A 20871-nucleotide genomic window follows, 5' to 3' on the forward strand; every position below is an offset into this window, starting at 1 on the left:
CTAATCCGTAGTTGTTAATAGTGCTAGTTGGGTTCTAAAACTGTACCGTGCTTTTGCAGGAGCCGTATTTCCGAGAGATACCCCTATCAAAATTGCGAAGAATATAAGCCCTTCTATATTCCATAAGGGCATCGTAGCTAGGTTCATTGTCAGAAAACCAATTAAAGATAACGGTAATATTTTTGATAATCTCTTGTCTTTCACACCAGCTGTGACAATCAAGGAATACGAGCAAAGAAACAAAAACGATAACAATCCTATGTATCCGTATTCGTAAAAATAAGACACGTATGTGTTATGAGCATAGTGTTTAAAAACACCATTCCACGATTCAGGCCCATAACCTATTAATTGTCTAAGTAAGTCTGAGTTTGTAAGCGCATTAATGTATTGGCTCCACAAGTAAACTCTAGAAGACATAATATCTTTCTCAGCCTCACTGAAATACGCAGGAGCTTTGAATATTAAGTCTAAATTTGATGCCAATGTCCCAACGTCGGCAAATCGTTCTCTTAACGTAAACGAAAGCGCAACAAATACAAAAATGAGAAACATAGACACCACAGTCAAAACTGGCGCCTTTTGTGAAGGTTTTAATCTTTGTTCAACCAATGAATAGTAGAACACGGCCGCAATGGGCAAGATTGTAAGGATTGCTGTTCTATAATTCACCAATATAAGGAGAAAAACTGCAACGGTGAATAGTGAGGTTCGAAACTTAATAGCGTTTCTCTCAGTTAGTCCTAGAACAAAAATAAAACTCACGATTATCATTGAGAATGCGGCTTCATGATTGTATCCACCGATATAGCTCGCTGAACCATCATTTTCTGTTGCTTTCACCTCGCCTAATGCAATAGACAACACTTGCATCACAACGGGCATAAAAAAACACACTAATAATTTTTTAAATGTGACACTGTGACCTTGAGCTCTAACTGATAAAAAAATGGCTCCAGTTAGAACGAGGAAATAACACCATTTTACTAAGACATTGATGGTTCCTGGAATTTGCATATTCACAAAACCACTTACAGCAATGGCCAAAAACAGAAAATAAAAGGGGAGTAACTTCCTTAAAGTAAAAACAGCAAACGGCAGGAAGAAAAGCCCTAACCCAGCAACAGAAATACTGGAAAGTGCATTAATAGAAAAACCTGCGATAAGAGAAGGATAAGTAATCGTATGAAATGCTGCCAAGAAAAACCTTAGCCATATTGCGCAAATCGCAAACGCTAGGTATTTGTTACAATTGCCAGTGACAGTACGATACACCAGAATGAAACTGATCAGGCCAACGACAACTTTTAACCCTTCGAACATGCTTATTTACAAACCTTATCTATTATTGCAACCACCTTCTCCTGGAAGGCTTGGTAAGAGAATTGCTGTGCACAGCTTCTACTCTTGGCTGCATAGGAAGAGCGAACGCTGTCGTTTTCGAACAGTTTTAAAGCGTCGCAAACACCCTGAACGTTATTGAGTTCACATAGAATACCGTTTTTCTCTTCGCTAGCACCAGACACGTGATAAGGATATTTCTCAGCAAGAATTTCAGCGGGACCTGATTCACAGTTAGTAGCGACTACGGCTTTCCCTAAGCACATTGCTTCAACGATGGCATTGGGAAAACCCTCTGCATTTGATGTGCTAACAAAAAATTCGGCGCTGCTTACATAAGGGTATGGGTTAGATTTAAACCCCAAGAAATGAACTTTGTCACCTATCCCCTGCTCTATTGCGAGGTTTTTCAATTTAAGCTCTTCATCACCTACTCCCAGAATAACAAGGTTTTCTGAGATGTTTGCTTTAGCGTAAGCGTTGATTAAAAGTGAAAAATTCTTGTTCTTTACTAATCGCCCTACACCAATAATGTAAGGTTTAGCAGGGAGGTCTAATACACTCTCCGCGGCCTGTTCCTTCAATTGTTCAATATCGTAGGGGTTATATAATACAGCTACTTTGTCTTTCGGCACTGCATAATTTTGGATTAAATCGGCTTTTACACCTTCAGAAACAGCCACTACGCTATCGGCTTTATTATATAGCAACTTAACAAGTAACCGGCTTACCTTATCCTTTAAGCCACCAGACAGATGGCTGGTAGTATTAACCCTTTCACTAATAATTGATTTGAACCCTAAACGCTTAGAAAGCGCGACGTTTAGAAAATTACTTCGCGTTAAGAAACTGAATACATACTCAGGACCAATCTTTTCCAAAACAGGCTTTAGCTGTCGATAACCCTCGACTAAGCTCCCCTGAGAGTTCAGTACAGTTTTATCGACGAACGCCGGGCATTGATGAGATTCAGGAAGGTCATCCAAAAGAATAAGATGGACGGGAATCGTTTTTTCCTCGAAATAAGATTCCATTATGGTTAATAGTTTAACCATGACTCGTTCAGCGCCGCCGCCTTCAAGTGAATTTATGATAAACACCGCTGGACGCGCTGAGTACTTCATGAAAGTTCCTTTTCGTTGTAATAAAACTACAAGCAGTTCTAATGATATCAGGTGTTATTGATATTCGTACATGGTTTCCGCCCTTCAATGCTAATTGATGGCAAGTGCTTATCGAAGCTTTCGAGGGCGGTACATGATTTACCTAGCTTATAAGAAACACGAATTATGCCAATTATGATCACTTTTGAGTAAAAGATAATTCAGTTAAGCAAAAACCTTTCAAGTTATCACCAAGTTTGCCATCATAACGCAATCACAGGTGAGACAGCGTACAACGTTGTAGTGAAACATTTTTTACATTCGCCTTAATCTATTGCATAAAGTATCCACGGCTTGCACCAAAAAGAAAGCTACGTCACGCGAACACAGAACCCAGTCAAACTCCGCAGTTTAATTACTGCTTTTCGCGCTGGCGTTATCATGATGTCTTGCGTATTTGTCGTCGCGTCTGGTATTGCCCAACAAAAAACGGTCTTTACAGAGCAGGTTTATAAGCGGATTAATGACGTATATGGCAGTAACGCTGCCGAAGATGTTGCTGATTGGCGACAACTGATCGATGAATTACAACAAGAGGCGATTGATGAAAAACTCTATTCTATCAACCGCTTCTTTAACCGTTTCGATTTTGTTGACGATCTTGTTCACTGGAACGAAAAGGACTACTGGGCAACCCCTATAGAGTTTATTGCCACTGGCGCAGGCGACTGCGAAGACTACACCATTGCGAAATATTTCTCACTCATTGAGCTAGGTGTACCAGAAAGTCAATTAAGGCTTATGTATGTAACGGCATTAGAATTACGTCAACCTCACATGGTGCTAGCTTATTATGAAACGCCTACCTCAGTACCTTTAGTTTTAGATAATATTAATCGGCGAATTTTACCGGCGAATAAGCGCAGAGACTTATCCCCTATCTACAGTTTTAATGGTAATGGATTGTGGGCTGCGAAAGCGATGGGAACAGGCCGCAAGTTGAGAGGTAGTGGCCCAATGAAAATGTGGGACGACATGGTAGAGCGACTAGACCGCGTAATGTACGGAGATAAAGAAAAATAATGAGACTATCTACCCAATTAAGTACGAGCTTAGCCATTTTTTTGGTTTTAGTATTTGCTGGCTCTTTCATTATAAATGTAAAGCTAACTCGAGAATATGTTAACGAGCAACTAGCGACTCACGCTCAAGATACAGCAACGTCTTTAGGCCTTTCCATCACGCCTTATATTGGCGAACCCAACGGAATAATCGTTGCGGAGACTATGGTAAATGCCATTTTTGACAGGGGCTTCTATCAGTATATTACGGTCTCTGACATGGAAGGTAATTTACTGATTGAGCGTAAAAACCCAAATACTCAAGATTCAGTGCCTGCGTGGTTCACTAATTTAGTAGAAGTCACCCCCCCCGTTCAACGAACTGAATTAAACGATGGCTGGACCCTGGCCGGAGAGCTAACCGTTCAAAGCCACCCAGGGCTTGCAAATGAAACGCTTTATGAAAGTGTCAAACAAAGTGCCTTTATGTTTTTTGCCGCGTTCGTTGTAGCCTACATCGCGTTGCTTTTCATAATTACTGCTATTACAAAACCGCTTAGAATCGTGGTTCACAAGATTAATGACATTCAAAACCAAAAGTTTTCTCAAATAAACTATAAGCCATTTACCCAAGAGCTTACATTTATTACCCAAGCGGTGAATAAGCTGTCTTCATCTGTAGAAGGGATGTTTAAAGAACTTTCCCAAAAAGCAGAGCACTTCAAGGCGCAAGCGTACGAAGACAGCCTTACAGGTGTTCAAAACAGAAGTGCCTTCACTCGTCACATGAACGCTTTATTAAGTTCGACAGCCCATTCAGATGAAGGTTATTTAGTTATAATACGATTAGCGCACCTCAACGCTATCAATACTTCTCTCGGAGCCCAAGAGGGCGACAATTACGTTACTTCAGTTGCCAACATTCTTAAGCAGTTCTCCAAAGAGTCGGCTGAGACTACACACTTATTCAGGCTATCAGGCGCCGACTTTGCACTAGTCACTGAAGCCATATCAAAGAGAGAATGTTCAAATAAAATCGAAGATTTAAGTGAAACTCTCGTACATTGCAATCCTCTCAAAGACGGAATTCGTTCGGTGTGGATGGGCGTGGCGCAATTTAGCGATAAGCAGTCTTTTTCCGAAATTATGGAAAATGCTGACAGCGCTCTTATGGCTGCAACTAAACAAGCTAATGGATGGCAATTTGCTTCAGAACTCTCTCATATACACAGTAATACTGCATGGAGAGAGAGGCTTAATGTGATATTGGAGCAACAGTACGCTGACATGCTTATACAACCTGTCATGAGTATTGCAGAAAACACTCCCTCATATTTTGAGGCTTTCGCACGCTTCAAAGACAAAGAAAGCGGCAGTGTTATACCAATGTCGCAGTTAATCCCCGCTTCAGAGCGATTGAACCTTATTCCAGAGGTCGATAAGTTGGTAGCAACCCTCGTTTTTAAAAAGCTTTCTCAAGCAAAATGTGATGTGGCCATTAATATTGCAAATGCATCTCTAGCTAATTCCCATTTCAGAACCTGGCTAGTTGCACAATTGAACCAAAACACGGCACTTTGCACTAAGTTGGTGTTCGAATTCGAAGACTCAGCACTCATTCACCATAAAGATGACACCATATCTTTTTGCAAGACATTAATGACATTAGGCTGCCGCGTAACAATTGAGCACTTTGGAGAAAATCTTGCATCACTTGCAGGATTGAGGGCTATTCAGCCTCATTTTGTAAAAATTTCCGGCAAGCTTACGAAAGATATTCACACAGATAAAGATAATCAGTTGTTTGTAAGTAGCTTATTGAGCATAGCTCGAGGATTAAATATCAACGTAATTGCTGAGCTTGTTGAGAATGAAGCAGAGTCAGTGGCATTAACTCAACTCGACGTTGCTTATCAGCAAGGTTTTTATTTCGCAAAGCCTACGCTTTGGCAAAATTAAGTTACTTAGCCGAAAAGTCGTATAACAAAGTGAAGACCTAGCACGCTTATTTGTTATACAATGATTACTAATGGTGTTAGCAAGACGCTGACCCGACGTTTTATTTAAAAGGATAAGCTATGCGTAGCAACGTTATTTTATCTCTACTTTTGATTGCATTGATTGTGCTAACACCTGTTTCTTCAGCGCAAGAAAATAGCGCACCGGGCACTCAAGTAAGAACGTTACTTGTTAATGAACTTGATAACGGAGCGAATATACAAGACGCCGCAAATCAAGTTAGTCAGACTGTAATCAATGAAGGTCTTTACTTCAATGCTGCAGGCACTGCGTATTTATCTGACAACCAAGATTCATTTGAATCTGTAGTAGGTTTACTTAACGAAAATGCCACAGGGTTCGAATTAGCCATCGCTGGATTTACACAGTTTCCAGATAAAGCATCTCAAATCATAACGATTACTGTTTTAATGTTTCCTGAGAGTGCCAGCGAGATCTACAATATCGCTCTTCAAATGCAGGTAATTAGTGAAGACGATGCACTGCTAGCAGTTATTAATGCTGGTGTGGATCCAAGCACATTAACAGCTACTGCAGCAGGTGGAACGGGCAATACGTTTTCTCCGCTTGGTGTCGGTACTGGGGCAGCTGGTGCAGGTGGTGGTGATACAACAATTTCTGCCAACTAACCAAAACGTAACTGCTTAAACTTTAACTATTTTTGTTGTAGTTGTTTATGGTTAATGTTCTGAAAACCGAAAAGTTTCTTTTCGGTTTTCTTTTGTTCACTTTGTTCTGGCTTCCTCTGTCGTTGGGCGCAAACCGCCCGTGGGCGTGGGCGCTGATGCAAATGTCGCTGTTTTCAATTGGCGGCACCTTGGTTCTGCTAAACACTTCTCTACTTCATCAACTCTACACAAAATATCGAACATTCATTATTCTTTGGGTTATTTTTCTTGCTTGGCAGCTTATCAATATTGTTCCTCTACCCTTTGCGCTGGTCGAGGCAATACGACCTGAGCGTGTAAGCTACCTCTTAAGTGAGCAATGGGATAATCAAGAGAACGTCACTTCAAAGTGGCTATCTTTGAGTTTTGATGTAGGTCAGAGCGACGTAATTTTCTTCAAATCTCTTGCCTATTGTTTTCTATTTTTCATCGCATTAACCCTTATCAATTCAGCTAAGCGTTTACGATACACCCTTATAGTCATTAGCGCAGCTGGCATATTTCAAGCTATCTACGGCGCACTAGAAGTACTTTCAGGTATTAAGTACAGCCTGGTGTTCAAACAGCCGGTTTCGCACATCGCGACTGGCAGCTATATTTACAAGAATCATTACGCAAATTTTCTAATGCTCTGTTTGAGTGCCGCAATCGGGTATTTGATAGCGAGTTTGCATCAAGACAACACCACCAGTAAACGAGAAAGGCTGCGAAGGCTGGTGAAGTTTTGGTTAAGTAACAAAGTACTATTTAGAATAGGCATAATTATAATGGTGATTGCGTTAGTCATGTCCCGTTCTCGAATGGGTAATAGCGCTTTTTTTATAGCCATGACAATTACAGCCACGCTCGGCTTGATTTACTTTAAGCCCCGTCAAAAAAGCTATATCACTTTGTTTATCAGCATGTTGATTATCGATATTTTGTTAGTCAGTAGTCTTTTTGGCCTCAAGCAAGTGCAACAGCGCTTAGAACAAACAAACTTCGCACAAGAGAGTAGAGATGAAGTAATAACAGACGCACTCCCCCTATTAGGTGAATACGGACTAATAGGTACCGGAGGTGGAACTTTTTACACCGTTTACCCTCAATTTCAGAGTGAAAGTATTCAGCACTTTTACGATCACGCGCACAACGAATATCTTCAATTTAGCATTGAGTTTGGTGTCGTAGGTGCCTTTGTTCTTGCTCTGCTAGTGCTGCTGTGTACTAAAAATGCACTTAGCGCGGTTCGAAATAGACGCCACCCTTTACCCAGGGGCACCGCTTTTGCAAGTATTATGGCAACTATCGGCATGGCTTTGCACAGCAGTGTGGATTTCCCTCTACAAGCACCAGCAAATACGGCTATATTTATTGTTCTTCTAGCATTAGGAGCGCTAAGCAGAGATATTTGTATGGGAAGGCAATCACATAGATAAACTGCTTAACTCAATTTTTTCTCGATCGTTTTATCGTAAAAGGACGCAGTGTGGTTTTAAAAATTAAACGCCCCGTTAGAGAAGAGCCCAACGTTCAACACATGCTTGAGCGTATGCCGAAAAAAGTAGCTGACTCATTCTCTGATGAACAATTATCTCATTTAAATACTGCGCTTGCGGGAAGACGTTGGGGTAATCATAAAGTGGATGTTCGGGGCACCATTAGCCTCCTACGTAGCCGCTATTATTTCGTTCTGTTAGCTGGAACAGATAAACGAGATTTATCCAGAACTGAAAGTAGAATTGGCAGAATTGCTATGGCAGCAACTGTTGCGCTTTTTTTCTGCGTATCGTTAATACTTGGTTTGGTACTTCTTTATATCCTCAAAAGTTGGTTAGGAATAAACCTTTTCGAAGGATTTTCACTGGGGCTTTGGGACTGGTTGAAAGGAAAAAATTAATTTCGGTCGTCTTTAGTCGTATGTCACGCAATTAGGTATACGCTTTTTGACAGGGTAACTTGAAGTATTCAACCAACGACACACTACTTCCTCTGCGCTATGCTTTTGGATAGCTTCTAAAACAAAATTTCTGCTAAGTGGATTTTGAATTCCTAAATCTAAATGGCGCTTTAATAGATCTTTCACTTTTACGTAATGCACTGAGCGTGCGGCAAACATGTCTAAGCCATATTCTACGATAAATTTGTGCACTATGGCATCTTGTGCTCCCACATCAACGGCACGCGTTACATAATCATAGAATGCACTATCTAATTCTCTCTGTTTCCACTTAACTGACGCTAGCCCTATCCAACTGCCGCTCCAATTCGGTCTTAGCTCTAGACTCTTTTCGTAGGCGGTAAAGGCTTGGTACAAATTTCTCGTCGAATAAAAAGCTGCTGTTTGAGTGTCGCTCGACACGCCAGCTTCACCCACACTATATGCTTTCCATTCATATAATTGCCCTTGTACTTGATAGTAGAGTGCGTTTTTCGGGAAATAACTAAGCGCTGTTTCTATTTTATTTAGAGCTCGCTCTATCTTCTCTGTAGTCGCACGCTCAGGCCTTTGCTGCCACATATCAATGTTATTCTTTACGCTATAGTACGCATTACCCGCAATAAAAAGCTGCACACTCCACACTAAACTCCATAACGCCATAAGCGCTACGATCCATTTAAGCACTGTGCTAAAAATTTGTTGGTTGTGAAAGCTAGCGAGATTAAACGCCTTCATTAAACACCTTGCCTAAGTGCTTTACCTATTATTTCACCAGGCTTGTTAATGAAAACGTCTTGAGCGAAGACCCTATCGAAGGCGGCGACGACGTCAAACGCATCTCTCATGTCATTAGGCCGTCGTACTAAATCATGGGTATCAGAGGCAACGACATGAAATGCTTTTCGCTGCATTAAACTTAATGCAAATTGTGCAACGTTGTCTCCAAATCGCCCCGTCAAAGCGCCAGCGGTAACTTGAAACAAACACCCTTGTCGTTGAAGCCAGCTAAACTTAGTTGGCTCTGCTAACAACTCCCGATTTCGTTCTGGGTGCGCTATAAGAGGTTGAACGTTATTTCTTAATAACCATTTAACTAGGGTCTCAAGCCCCTGGGGAACATGGCTATGAGGCATTTCAAGCAGAAGTATTTTTTTATCGCTTAGTTCACCGATGAATGGTAGCTCCCCTTGTTTAAACCAAACGGGAATAAGCTCATTCACTCTCACTTCAGCTGCATAAGAAAGTGTTAAGGGAATCGCCGCTGCTTTGACAGCTTTCACAAACTCATCAAATACAGGCTTTATTGTGCTGGGAGAATTGTCAAAGTAGCCTTTATGGATATGAGGCGTGCAAACCATGTGACTTACGCCACAGTCAACAGCTTGCTGTGCCATTTCTAAGGCGATATCTAAAGACCTGGCACCGTCGTCGATGCCAGGCAATATATGACTATGTATATCTATCAATAATTACTGTTAGCTGTCTTTATGACTCGTATAACCGTATTGGTCGTAGAATCCAGCATACCTTTGTGCTGCACCAGATTTACGTAAGTCTACTTGATTTAGCACTACCCCATCAAGACGATGACCAACTTGAAGGAATCGAGACAAACCATTATTTATTAACTTCTCACTGGTACTGTCTGCACGAACTACGTAGATTACAGAATCACATGAGTTTGCAATAACCATAGAGTCACTAACAGCTTGAGTTGGTGCAGTATCAACAACAACATATTTGTACTGGGTCTTAAGCTGGGCGATAAGTTCGCCGAAGCCTTTGTCAGCTAGCAATTCTTGTGGATTTGATGGGATAGTTCCTGCGGATAATATATCTATCTTAGATTCTTCATCCTGCACTAAGCATTCATCAAAAGTATGTGATTTTAAGATTAAGTTCGCAACACCGGGCTGGTAATTTGGAATGCCAAATTGCTTGCCAACGCTAGGACGACGTAAGTCGGCATCAATCAGTATGGTCTTATCCAGCTGCCCCAAGGCAAACGCTAAATTAATCGAAACGGTAGTTTTACCTTCTTTAGGCACGCTCGATGTAATCATTATGGCCTGCTGCTCTTTATCTAAATTCAATAATGATAGGCTAGTTCGCAGGGTACGAACCGACTCTGCAAATTGATGCTTTTTACCATCAAAGAAAGAACGAATTGGTAAGTCAGTCTTCTTCTTGTGTGGAAGCCATGGGATAAGACCCAACATACGCTGTCCAAGTTTACGCTCAACATCTTCAACCGAACGAATACCGCTGTTGAGGGTTTCCATGGCAATGGCCAAGAAAACGCCAAAGCCCATACTAAAGACAAAAGCAGCACCTATTAACAGCTTTTTGTTGGGCTCGGAAGGCGTATATTTGGGTAACGCCGCGTCGAGTACTCGGGCATTTGCTGACTCAAAGCCGCCCAGCTCATCGGTTTCCTTCAAACGAGTAAAGAAAGAGTTGTAAAGCTGCTGATTAATATCAACTTCACGTTGCAGAGCTCGCCGTTGGTTGTCTAACGCTGACAGTGAACGGAACTCAGCTTTCGCTTGCGCGACTTCTTGTTCTAGCTGTACAACGCGGTCTTCCGACACTTCGTATTGCGTTGTAATACTCGTTATCAAATCTCTAATCTGACTACTCAGTGTTTCCCGAATAGAAGAGAGCTCTGCATTCGCAGCAATCATTCTAGGGTGTTTAGGGCCATAAACTTTACTCAGTTCGCTCACGCGCGTCATCGCTTTTGCTTCGTCACGTCGAACATCTCTGATGGTAGGGTGATTCAGTACTTCAGGAAGACGCGCTATGTCTTCTAACGAAACATCGTTGCGCGTTTGTCTATAAATAACAGCATTCAGCTTAAGTGCGGTTTGCGCATCGAGTAACTGCTTGCTCAGCTGCTCTAGTTCATCGGCCGCTAAGCCCACCACACCATCTATGTTAACGACCTGATTTTCTTCGTAAAACTTAGCAAGATTGCGTTCAGCCACAGTAAGCTTTTGCTTGAGGCCTTCTAAGCTATCTGTAAGAAAAGACGTTGCTTTCGCAGTCATATCAAGCTTAGCCTGCAGATAGTTTTCAATGTAAACGTCTGCAACTGCGTTAGCCAGTTCCGCTGAAAGTGTAGGTGATTCAGTAGTAATGGTTATTCTCATTACTTGCGTATTATCGACCATTTCAACGGTAAGTGCGCTCATTAAAAGTGAGGTAGCTTTGCGCTTTTTAGCCGCTAAAATTTGCTCTTCAGTTAAATCTTTAGGCTCTTCCTGGGGAAGAAACGGTAAAGCTTCGACTACCCTAGCTTTTAGTTCGTCGAATAGACTAGGGCCCTCATCAACTGGCATAAACTCTTCGTTGTTATAAAGCGATAAGCTTTCAACCGTGCGTTCTGCAATTTGACGGGACTGCAGTATTTCAAATTGCGTTTGCATATAGTCCTTACGCTTTGTATCAAGACCATATACTTCTTCTATTGAAACAACATTCGCCTTTTCTGCCTCTACTAAAATAGTTGTAGTAGAAGTGAACATGGGCGTCATACGCATAACTAGCAATGCAACTAAGATCGTAAATGCAATTGCTAATGATACAATTCGAAATGCGTAACGCTTAATAATTCCCAAATAATGAGCAATGTCGATGGTCTCATTTTCAAACACACCAGCATTGAACTCTTCCCTGCCATTTACTGCCATTTTATTTCCTGCACGCTACGTAATTTAGAAGAAACGCTGATTGATGGTGATAATATCACCAGGCTGAATCATATCGCTCACGGTTACGGTGAATTCGTTTGTTCTGCCGTCCTTTTCACGAATAATGGTAATTTTATCGCGGGCTGCTCGCTCTGTGTAGCCGCCGGCTAGCGCAGCGGCTTTATTAACAGAAAGACCAGGTTGATATGGATAGCCGCCCGGCCTTTTCACTTCACCATCTATAAAGAATGGCCTATATTCAACGATAGCTACTGAAACTGAAGGGTTAACCAAATAATCCCCAAGCAAGCCATCATAAATTTTCTTTTCGACTTCATCGGCTGTTAAGCCAACCAATTTAATTTCTCCTAGGAATGGATAATTGATTGTACCGACGTCAGGTAGACGTACTTCCATAGAAAGATCATCTTGGCCAAAAACACTAATTTTGACTCTGTCCCCAGAGCCAAGTTGATACTGACTCATGCTCAAGTTTCCTTCCTGAGCGAAGGAGAACGCCGAGTAAAGAAATATGAATAGTAGCGAAGCTAAACTAATTACCTGTCGTTTCACAGTGTTACCTCAGCAGTCACCCCAATTTCGCTCTTATCATAGCCAATGGTCTCTCGGTTACTATCGCGATCTGTATACTGATAATAAGTGCTGAATTTTAACCATCTGCGAGCTTGATAACTCAAAGATGCGGAGTAATTCATGAGTTCGTCGTCTCTATTATCGATATCAATTTCGTTAAATACATATTCGTCATCTTGTTGAGTGACACTAAACGAGGTACTTAAACGCTCAAGCCAATCATGATTCCAGCGAACACTATAGTTTTGTCCACGGATGAAATCGCCTTCACCATTCGTTTCAAAGGTATCTGCACTTGTCGAGATTCTAAACGTAGAATAGCTCACTGGTTGCCAATCTATTCCAACCTCCCAGTCTGTACCGTAGAATGTCCCTCGTGATTGATCCTCAAACTCTTTCTCTTTATAACCTACTTTTGCAAAACCTGTTGTCGCAGCAGTGCTTTCCCATACAACACCAACTAAAACGCGTGTCTCATCACTGTCGCGAGTGACAAAGTCTAACTGCTCATCATATCTAACGTAGGTTTGCGTAATATCAATAACAGCACTAGTTGCAGCTCCAATTTGGTAGCCAAACTCACCGCCTACCATGGTTTTTACCCTATCGCGAATCAAATAGGCGTCTTCAGATCTGTCATAGTCTAGTGATTGTCGACGTGTTTTTAATGTAATAAGACCATCAGAAGTCACGGCACCATACATGTATTCAGCAGAAAGGTTCGAGCTTTTATAAGTATCTGGTGTTGAAATATCCAACCCAGTACCAATTGAGAAGCCGGTACCGCGATCTTCATGACCATCTTCATATTGAGCGAGCGCACTCAAACGATGACGACTATTCAATTCAAAGTCACCCGAAGCTTCTACAAAATGGTCAGTATAATCATCATTGCTACTGGAAAAATATACACCACGCTCCAGTCTATAACCGATCTGAACGGGGTTGCCGTTGACTTGTGTAGCGGCAATAAGTTCGGGGGATAAAGTGGTACGCCAGCTGTATATTTTACTTTGGTTATCTCGTGCATTCGCCACGTTGTCAACATACGCCATCGAAGACGTAAATGAAGGGATCAAATCAAATTGCCCAGCTTGAATTCGACCAGCCTCTTGGGCAAATAGAGTCGGTGTGGCGCAAATTACCGACAGAGCTATTATGCTTTTGGTCCTTTTTAACATGTTATTTCCTTCCTACGATGGCTTGGGTGTATTAAAACGGTGCATTATTTCGATATAGCGCTTTCAAATACATCGTTACGTAAGCGCTATAAACCGCGAAACAGCCGGAATATGTGTAATTCTTACAAACTAAACAAGGTGAATGCCTTAATAGTTCATGGATAATTAATGTCGAGCAATAGGCGTGCCGCTTTTGCTTTACTAGGCTGTGAACGTTACTAGCAAACACATTAGAGCGAAAGTCAATTTGCTCTGTATTGTTTGACTCAACAGTCAATTAACAAAGCACTGCAACTTATACCTAGGTATTGTTGCATCTATATGTCCAAGGCTGCAATTGCGGTATATGCTAGCTTATTTATATTGTTCATGAAAAGCGCTAGCGCCGTATTCTACTCATTTTGCACCAAATTAGTACGGAATGAACTTTGTTTTTGTAATAAAATTACAATATCCATATAATACGCTGTTGCAAGAGCACTTCAGCGTTAGACGTGAAAAATTTCAACGCGAATATAATCAGCACGTTGTGATTATTCATCTTACGCGCTTAAAAGTGGGCACAGTATTTGCGTAACTTCCATAAGTTGTCTTCGCTATTCTTCTTAATTCATGGCTTAGCTTGTTTTTGTTGTCGTTAGCTTTGGCTACAGGCTTCACTTTTTCACTTAGAGATTACTTAAATGGACAATAGAGTAGAATCTAACAAAGCACTTAAAGCTCACCCGGTTGAGTCTAATACTAATGGTGGTTTGGTAGTCAGGAACCAAAGTGGTTTTTCAACCATTTACAGACTCATCGATCTTTCGCTGGTAACGATTTTGTATTATTCGGCAGCAGCGTATTACGGTACCTAGATAGATACCACCAGCTTAATTCTTCTTTTTGTAAACGTTATTTGCTTTCAAATTTCTGCCGAAGGCGTTGAGTTATATCGGTCGTGGCGTGGGCACAGAACGCCTGAAATGCTAAGAGCGGCTGCAATCACTTGGACATTGAGCGTTCTCGGTACCATGTCGATGGGGTACTTTTTCGTTCAAGAAATAAAAACGCCACCACCTGCAATATTGCTTTGGTTTGCATCTTCGTTTGTCGTTTTGATTCTGTGGCGCTTTGTTATGCGCAAGTTTCTCTTCCGCATTCGCAAAAGCGGCTTGAACACACGCCGTTCTATTATCATTGGTGCTACTCATTTAGGCGCGAATGTTGCTCTTCAGATACAACAGAACGAACATTTAGGTATTCGCTTTAACGGTATTTATGATGACCGTGAAGCAGAACGTCTCCCTCATGAGATGCAGGGGGCTGTGCTCGGCAATATTGAAGAAGCCATTGAAATGGCCAAGCGCAACGAAGTTGATTACATCTACATAGCATTGCCAATGAGTGCAGAAAATCGCATTCGTGCAATTCTTGAACAGTGCAGCGATACCACTGCTAACGTTTATGTAATTCCGAACTTCTTTATGTACAACTTGCTAAACGCTCGCTGGCAAACCGTGGGTAATGTACAGGCACTAAGTGTATATGACACCCCATTCCAAGGCGCCAGTGACGTATTGAAGCGGTTTGAAGATGTTGTATTAAGCAGTCTGATTTTAATGTTGATATCCGTTCCCATGTTAGCAATTGCGGCCGCAGTTAAGCTCACATCTAAAGGGCCAGTCATTTTCAAACAAAAGCGTTACGGATTAGATGGTAAACAAATTACGGTTTATAAATTCCGGTCTATGACTACGCAAGACAACGGAGCAGTTGTTAAGCAAGCAACGAAAAACGACGCGCGTTTAACCAAAATAGGTGGTTTCTTAAGGCGCACATCGTTAGATGAACTACCTCAGTTTATCAATGTTCTGCAGGGTCGCATGTCGATTGTAGGCCCTCGCCCGCACGCGGTTGCTCACAATGAGGAATATCGTAAGATCATCACAGGTTACATGCTGCGGCATAAAGTTAAGCCTGGTATTACAGGTTGGGCACAAGTGAATGGTTTGCGCGGTGAAACGGAAACCACGAACAAGATGGTACAGCGTGTAGAGTACGATTTAGACTATATACACCGCTGGTCTATTTGGTTCGATATTAAAATTGTATTCATGACTGTATTTAATGGATTCATTAACAAAAACGCATATTAGAAGTACACCAAATCAAGAAAAGGACATCATCATATGAAACCTGTTGTATTGGCTGGCGGCACTGGTAGCCGCCTTTGGCCAAAGTCTCGCGCCGCTCTTCCGAAACAGTTTTTGTCGCTTACATCCAACAGCACGATGCTTCAAGATACAATCACTCGACTTACAGGAACCAATGCCGAGCCTCCTGTATTTATATGTAACGATGCGCATCGATTTTTAGTTGCTGAGCAGCTTCATAAAAAAAATATAGAACATGATGGTATTTTATTAGAGCCCGTTGGGCGAAACACTGCACCAGCAATAGCGCTTGCGGCATTACATGCCACAAAAAATGAGAATGACCCTGTTCTTCTTGTCCTCGCTGCGGATCATTTAATTAAAGACCAAAGCGCATTTCGTAGCGCCATTACTAAAGCAGAAGCATTAGCAAACGAAGGAAAGCTTGTAACTTTTGGTATAGTTCCAGACCAGCCCCACACCGGCTATGGCTACATCAAGGCTGGAAATGTACTGAATGTTGGATTTGAGGTAGCTGAGTTTGTCGAAAAGCCAGAACTTGAAACAGCAAAACAGTACGTTGAGTCAGGTGATTTTTTCTGGAATAGCGGCATGTTTATGTTTAAAGCCAGCCGTTATATTGAAGAATTAGGTAAGTATCACCCTGAGATGCTAGAGATTTGCCGTCGCGCAATTGAAACTGAAGCACCTGATTTAGACTTTATTCGTGTTGACTCTGAAATTTTTGCTACGTGTCCTGACGACTCTATTGACTATGCAGTGATGGAAAAAACTGACAGCGCTGCAATGGTGCCATTAGATGCAGGGTGGAGCGATGTAGGCAGTTGGACATCGCTTTGGGAAACTGCCGATAAAGATGACAACGGCAACGTTTGTGTAGGCGATACGATTTTAGAAAATACTAGAAATAGTTACGTGAACGCAGAACAGCGATTAGTATCTGTCATTGGCTTAGAAGACGTTATTGTTGTCGAAACCAAAGATGCCGTTATGGTCGCACATAAAGATGACGCTCAAAGTATTAAGACCGTAGTCAGCAGACTAAAAGCTGAAAAACGCCCTGAGTTCGAATTCCATCGCGAAGTTTTCCGTCCGTGGGGTAGCTACGATTCAATTGACAGCGGTGCACGCTTTCAAGTTAAACGTATTACGGTAAAACCTGGTGAAAAACTATCTGTGCAAATGCACCACCACCGCGCTGAGCATTGGATTGTAGTATCGGGCAGTGCCAATGTGACTATTGATGACAATACTCAATTAGTAACAGAGAACGAATCTGTCTATATCCCAATCGGTGCAGTACACGCACTAGAAAACCCCGGAAAAATCCCTCTAGAGCTTATAGAGGTGCAATCGGGCGCATACCTTGGTGAAGATGATATAGTTAGGTTTTCAGACCGCTACGGGCGTGTAGAGAAAAAATAATGGCACTAAGTGCTAAGTTGCGAATATAGGCAGAGCTTTGGCTCTGCTTTTTTGTGTTTAAAATTCCACATGTAAAAGCCCCCTACTCTTTTGTTCTTTGCGCATGAAAACCTAGAGTAAAGCTAGAGAAGGCGCGCTTTTCTACAGATATTCAATAAATGGATATAAGAAGGGTGTGTCAAACAATGGACTAAGAAAGTCTAAAACAAAGTCTGAACCCCAAAAACGAAAAAAGGCGAGCATCCTGCTCGCCTTTTTCCGAAAGAACTTAAACATAATTAGTTAATAATTAAGCTAATGCGCCTTTAGCCGCTTCGACTAGTGCGCTGAAAGCTGCTTTGTCATGTACTGCGATGTCGGCAAGGATCTTACGATCGATTTCAACAGACGCTTTCTTCAAACCGTTAATGAAACGGCTGTATGACATACCATTTTGACGAGCAGCAGCGTTAATACGTGCAATCCATAGTTGACGGAATTGACGCTTGCGCTGACGACGGTCACGGTAAGCATATTGACCAGCTTTAGTTACAGCTTGTACCGCTACGCGATATACACGTGAACGTGCGCCGTAATAACCTTTTGCCTGCTTGAGGACTTTTTTGTGACGAGCACGTGCGATAGTGCCGCGTTTTACTCTAGCCATTAATCAGTCTCCTAAGTCTTATACGTAAGGCAACATGCGCTGAACCAATTTGGTATCAGAGTCATGAACCAGTTTTTTGCCACGAAGGTGACGTTTACGCTTAGAGCTCTTCTTAGTCAGAATGTGACGTAAGTGAGACTGTTTGCTTTTAAAGCGGCCAGAACCCGTTTTCTTAAAACGTTTGGCGGCACCGCTTACAGTTTTCATTTTAGGCATTGCTAAAACTCCGCATTGTTTAATATCGGTATTTTTCGTGTTGCAGTCACTTCATACCGGTTAATGTTTAGCAGCAAGGTGTTTAAGGGTGCAGATTCCTTAAAACTTTAGACCGTTACTACTTCTTATTTGGGGCTAGCACCATGATCATCTGACGACCTTCCACACGACGTGGGAAAGACTCGCATGTAGCGATATCTTCTAAATCGGTTTTAACGCGGTTTAGTAGATCGATACCGATGTCTTGGTGCGCCATTTCACGACCGCGGAAGCGGATCGTAACTTTGGCTTTATCACCACCTTCAAGAAAGCGACGCAGGTTGCGCAGTTTGACCTGGTAATCGCCTTCATCAGTGCCAGGGCGAAATTTAATCTCCTTGACCTGAATTTGCTTCTGTTTTTTCTTCTGCTCTTTTTGAGCTTTACTTTTTTCGAAGAGGAATTTGCCATAGTCCATAACTTTACAGACTGGCGGCTCGGCATTCGGACTGATTTCTACTAGATCTAGGCCCGCTTCTTCTGCGTTACGAGTAGCTTCTGCTAGAGAAACCACACCAACCTGTTCACCGTCTTTGCCAATTAATCTTACTTCTCTGGCTTTAATCTCATCGTTAATGCGGGCTTTGTCGCCCTGAGCCTTGTTGTTAGCGCCTTTAATGTGCTATTCCTCCAAACATTTAATTCTTTTGTCTGCTTTTGGGAGGTCGATTGACCTAAAGTAAAACCAAAAGCAGACACCTTAGTTGTGCATTATACACAAATTGCTCAACTATTTAATTGTCTTTTCTACAACTTCTTGTTGAGCCATGGCAATAAAGTCTTCCAGGCGCATTTTGCCTAGGTCGTCGCCGCGACGAGAGCGCACTGCTACTTCGCCTGCTTCCATTTCTTTATCGCCCACAACTAGCATATACGGAATACGCTTTAACGTGTGCTCGCGGATTTTAAAGCCGATCTTCTCATTTCGCAAGTCAGACTTTGCTCTAAACCCTAAATCTTGCAGTTTTTTTACACAATCTGAAGCATATTCAGCTTGTTTGTCGGTAATATTCATTACCACAACCTGCTGAGGTGCCAACCAAAGCGGGAAGAAACCTGCAAATTCTTCGGTCAAAATACCAATGAAGCGTTCTAGTGAACCCAAAATAGCGCGGTGAATCATAACCGGCACTTTGCGTTCGCCATCTTCTGCTACATAAGTAGAGCCCAAGCGACCTGGCATTGAGAAATCTAGCTGTACGGTTCCGCACTGCCATGCACGGTCTAAGCAATCGTGCAGTGTAAACTCAATTTTCGGCCCGTAGAACGCACCTTCTCCAGGCTGATAATCGAACTCGATGTCATTAGCTTTAAGTGCATCTGCAAGCGCAGCTTCTGATTTGTCCCAAATCTCGTCAGCACCTACGCGCTTTTCTGGGCGAGTAGACAACTTAACTTTGATGTTTTCGAAACCAAACGCAGCGTATGTCTCGTACACCATCTTAATACAGCCACTTACCTCTTTTAGGATCTGTTCTTCAGTACAGAAAATGTGAGCATCGTCTTGCGTAAAGCCACGAACACGCATTAGACCGTGTAGTGCGCCCGATGGTTCGTTACGGTGACAGCAGCCAAACTCAGCCATACGAAGAGGCAGGTCGCGGTATGATTTCAAACCTTGGTTGAATATCTGTACGTGGCCTGGGCAGTTCATTGGCTTAACGGCATATTCACGTTTTTCAGATTCAGTCGTAAACATGTTTTCAGCGTACTTGTCCCAGTGACCTGATTTTTCCCAAAGCGAGCGGTCCATCATTAATGGGCCTTTAACTTCGTCATAACCGTATTCACGAAGCTTCTTACGCACGTAGCTTTCTAGCTCGGTGTAAATTGACCAACCGTCGTTGTGCCAAAACACCATACCCGGCGCTTCTTCTTGCCAATGGAAAAGGTTAAGTGCTTTACCAATTTTACGGTGGTCGCGCTTTTCAGCTTCTTCTAAGCGCTGTAGGTAAGATTTAAGCTGCTTCTTATCTGCCCACGCAGTACCGTAAATACGCTGAAGCATTTTGTTGTCGCTATCGCCACGCCAGTAAGCACCTGCCACTTTCATCAGTTTGAAGTGATGGCAGAACTTCATGTTTGGCACGTGAGGGCCTCGACACATATCTGTGTATTCTTCGTGGTGATACAGTGCTGGGCGGTCGTCCTTGCTGATGTTCTCATCAAGAATTTCCATTTTGTAGCTTTCACCGCGCGCTTCAAATGCATCGCGTGCTTCTTGCCAGCTAACTTTGTTCTTAACCACGTCGTAATTAGTTTTAGCCAGTTCAAGCATACGCTTTTCTAGTTTGGCTAAATCTTCCTGGGTTAGGCTTTCTTCCATATCAACATCGTAGTAGAAACCGTTGTCGATAACTGGGCCGATAGCCATTTTGGTGTTAGGCCAAAGTTGTTTGATAGCGTGACCTAACAAGTGCGCGCAACTGTGACGAAGAATTTCTAAACCTTCATCGTCTTTTGCAGTAATAATTTGAAGTTGTGCGTCCGCGTCAATCATATCAACGGCGTCAACTAACTCACCGTTTACTTTTCCTGCAATGGTTGCTTTGGCTAAACCAGGGCCAATATCATTTGCAACATCTAGTACAGAAACAGCGTTATCGAAAGCGCGTTGGCTTCCATCAGGAAGGGTAATTACAGGCATTTTAATTCCTTTACAGTGGTGACGCCTACTCTGCGCCACATGCATATTTTTGAAAATTTAATCGTGCTTTATAGCACTCGAAACTTGCTTTATTTGAAGCGACTAAAGTACAGCATAAAAATACAGCGCATTGGTACTGCAAAACTGCATACGCGTCAAACT

At 42.3% G+C, this 20871-nt stretch carries 17 protein-coding genes and 1 pseudogene; 7 read left to right on the forward strand and 11 right to left on the reverse strand.

What is annotated here, in order from left to right:
* Together WA381_RS07325 and WA381_RS07330 are read right to left on the reverse strand one after the other, a co-directional pair.
* Window positions 1-1323, reverse strand: a complete 1323-nt coding sequence (locus WA381_RS07325; RefSeq protein ID WP_101564153.1) for an O-antigen ligase family protein — start codon at window positions 1321-1323, stop codon at window positions 1-3.
* A 2-nt stretch (window positions 1324-1325) separates the two neighbouring features.
* On the reverse strand, window positions 1326-2465 hold the full coding sequence (locus WA381_RS07330; RefSeq protein WP_156086250.1) for a glycosyltransferase: 1140 nt from the start codon (window positions 2463-2465) through the stop codon (window positions 1326-1328).
* Window positions 2466-2798: 333 nt separating this feature from the next.
* On the opposite strand from WA381_RS07330, the gene WA381_RS07335 reads away from it, so the two are divergent.
* The 5 genes from WA381_RS07335 to WA381_RS07355 all read left to right on the forward strand — a co-directional run bounded on the left by WA381_RS07335 (window position 2799) and on the right by WA381_RS07355 (window position 8071).
* Window positions 2799-3527, forward strand: coding sequence for a transglutaminase-like cysteine peptidase (locus tag WA381_RS07335; RefSeq protein WP_156086249.1), 729 nt, complete (start codon window positions 2799-2801; stop codon window positions 3525-3527).
* Window positions 3527-5464: a bifunctional diguanylate cyclase/phosphodiesterase gene (locus WA381_RS07340; protein WP_156086248.1), complete on the forward strand. Its 1938-nt coding sequence runs from the start codon at window positions 3527-3529 to the stop codon at window positions 5462-5464. The genes WA381_RS07335 and WA381_RS07340 overlap by 1 nt, the downstream gene beginning before the upstream one ends.
* A 119-nt stretch (window positions 5465-5583) precedes the next feature.
* The gene (locus WA381_RS07345) at window positions 5584-6153 is read left to right on the forward strand and encodes a hypothetical protein (protein WP_156086247.1); all 570 of its coding nucleotides are present in this window, start codon (window positions 5584-5586) and stop codon (window positions 6151-6153) included.
* A gap of 47 nt (window positions 6154-6200) precedes the next feature.
* Window positions 6201-7610 carry an O-antigen ligase family protein gene (locus WA381_RS07350; protein WP_156086246.1) on the forward strand — a complete coding sequence of 470 codons (1410 nt, stop codon included), beginning with the start codon at window positions 6201-6203 and terminating at the stop codon, window positions 7608-7610.
* 50 nt (window positions 7611-7660) lie between these two features.
* The gene (locus WA381_RS07355; protein ID WP_156086245.1) at window positions 7661-8071 is read left to right on the forward strand and encodes a 3-phosphoshikimate 1-carboxyvinyltransferase; all 411 of its coding nucleotides are present in this window, start codon (window positions 7661-7663) and stop codon (window positions 8069-8071) included.
* A 12-nt stretch (window positions 8072-8083) separates the two neighbouring features.
* Here WA381_RS07355 and WA381_RS07360 read toward each other — a convergent pair whose 3' ends face one another.
* From WA381_RS07360 to WA381_RS07380, 5 genes are read right to left on the reverse strand one after another with little or no spacing between them, the layout of a single operon-like run.
* Window positions 8084-8848, reverse strand: a complete 765-nt coding sequence (locus tag WA381_RS07360; protein WP_156086244.1) for a VpsP family polysaccharide biosynthesis protein — start codon at window positions 8846-8848, stop codon at window positions 8084-8086.
* The gene (locus WA381_RS07365; protein WP_156086243.1) at window positions 8848-9579 is read right to left on the reverse strand and encodes a tyrosine-protein phosphatase; all 732 of its coding nucleotides are present in this window, start codon (window positions 9577-9579) and stop codon (window positions 8848-8850) included. The genes WA381_RS07360 and WA381_RS07365 overlap by 1 nt, the downstream gene beginning before the upstream one ends.
* 9 nt (window positions 9580-9588) lie before the next feature.
* Window positions 9589-11805, reverse strand: coding sequence for a GumC family protein (locus WA381_RS07370; RefSeq protein ID WP_156086242.1), 2217 nt, complete (start codon window positions 11803-11805; stop codon window positions 9589-9591).
* A 24-nt stretch (window positions 11806-11829) separates the two neighbouring features.
* Window positions 11830-12363, reverse strand: coding sequence for a polysaccharide biosynthesis/export family protein (locus tag WA381_RS07375; protein WP_231506603.1), 534 nt, complete (start codon window positions 12361-12363; stop codon window positions 11830-11832).
* Between the two features lie 11 nt (window positions 12364-12374).
* Window positions 12375-13580, reverse strand: a complete 1206-nt coding sequence (locus WA381_RS07380; RefSeq protein WP_156086240.1) for an outer membrane beta-barrel protein — start codon at window positions 13578-13580, stop codon at window positions 12375-12377.
* A 683-nt stretch (window positions 13581-14263) separates the two neighbouring features.
* Here WA381_RS07380 and WA381_RS07385 point away from each other — a divergent pair.
* Together WA381_RS07385 and WA381_RS07390 are read left to right on the forward strand one after the other, a co-directional pair.
* A pseudogene (locus WA381_RS07385) lies at window positions 14264-15718 on the forward strand (undecaprenyl-phosphate glucose phosphotransferase).
* A 33-nt stretch (window positions 15719-15751) separates the two neighbouring features.
* Window positions 15752-17161 (forward strand): mannose-1-phosphate guanylyltransferase/mannose-6-phosphate isomerase, encoded by a 1410-nt coding sequence (locus WA381_RS07390; protein WP_156086239.1) that lies wholly within the window; start codon window positions 15752-15754, stop codon window positions 17159-17161.
* Window positions 17162-17450: 289 nt separating this feature from the next.
* Here the strand turns inward: WA381_RS07390 and rplT are convergent, their stop codons facing one another.
* The 4 genes from rplT to thrS all read right to left on the reverse strand — a co-directional run bounded on the left by rplT (window position 17451) and on the right by thrS (window position 20709).
* Window positions 17451-17807, reverse strand: coding sequence for a 50S ribosomal protein L20 (gene rplT / locus WA381_RS07395; protein WP_012518092.1), 357 nt, complete (start codon window positions 17805-17807; stop codon window positions 17451-17453).
* A gap of 18 nt (window positions 17808-17825) precedes the next feature.
* On the reverse strand, window positions 17826-18023 hold the full coding sequence (rpmI, locus tag WA381_RS07400; protein WP_012518091.1) for a 50S ribosomal protein L35: 198 nt from the start codon (window positions 18021-18023) through the stop codon (window positions 17826-17828).
* Between the two features lie 118 nt (window positions 18024-18141).
* Window positions 18142-18681: a translation initiation factor IF-3 gene (gene infC, locus WA381_RS07405; protein ID WP_071814473.1), complete on the reverse strand. Its 540-nt coding sequence runs from the start codon at window positions 18679-18681 to the stop codon at window positions 18142-18144.
* A gap of 111 nt (window positions 18682-18792) precedes the next feature.
* The gene (gene thrS / locus WA381_RS07410; RefSeq protein ID WP_156086238.1) at window positions 18793-20709 is read right to left on the reverse strand and encodes a threonine--tRNA ligase; all 1917 of its coding nucleotides are present in this window, start codon (window positions 20707-20709) and stop codon (window positions 18793-18795) included.
* Between the last annotated feature and the right edge of the window lie 162 nt (window positions 20710-20871).

The sequence above is a fragment of the Alteromonas sp. CH_MED4-4 genome (assembly GCF_037029575.1).
Classification (GTDB): Bacteria; Pseudomonadota; Gammaproteobacteria; order Enterobacterales; family Alteromonadaceae; genus Alteromonas; species Alteromonas macleodii.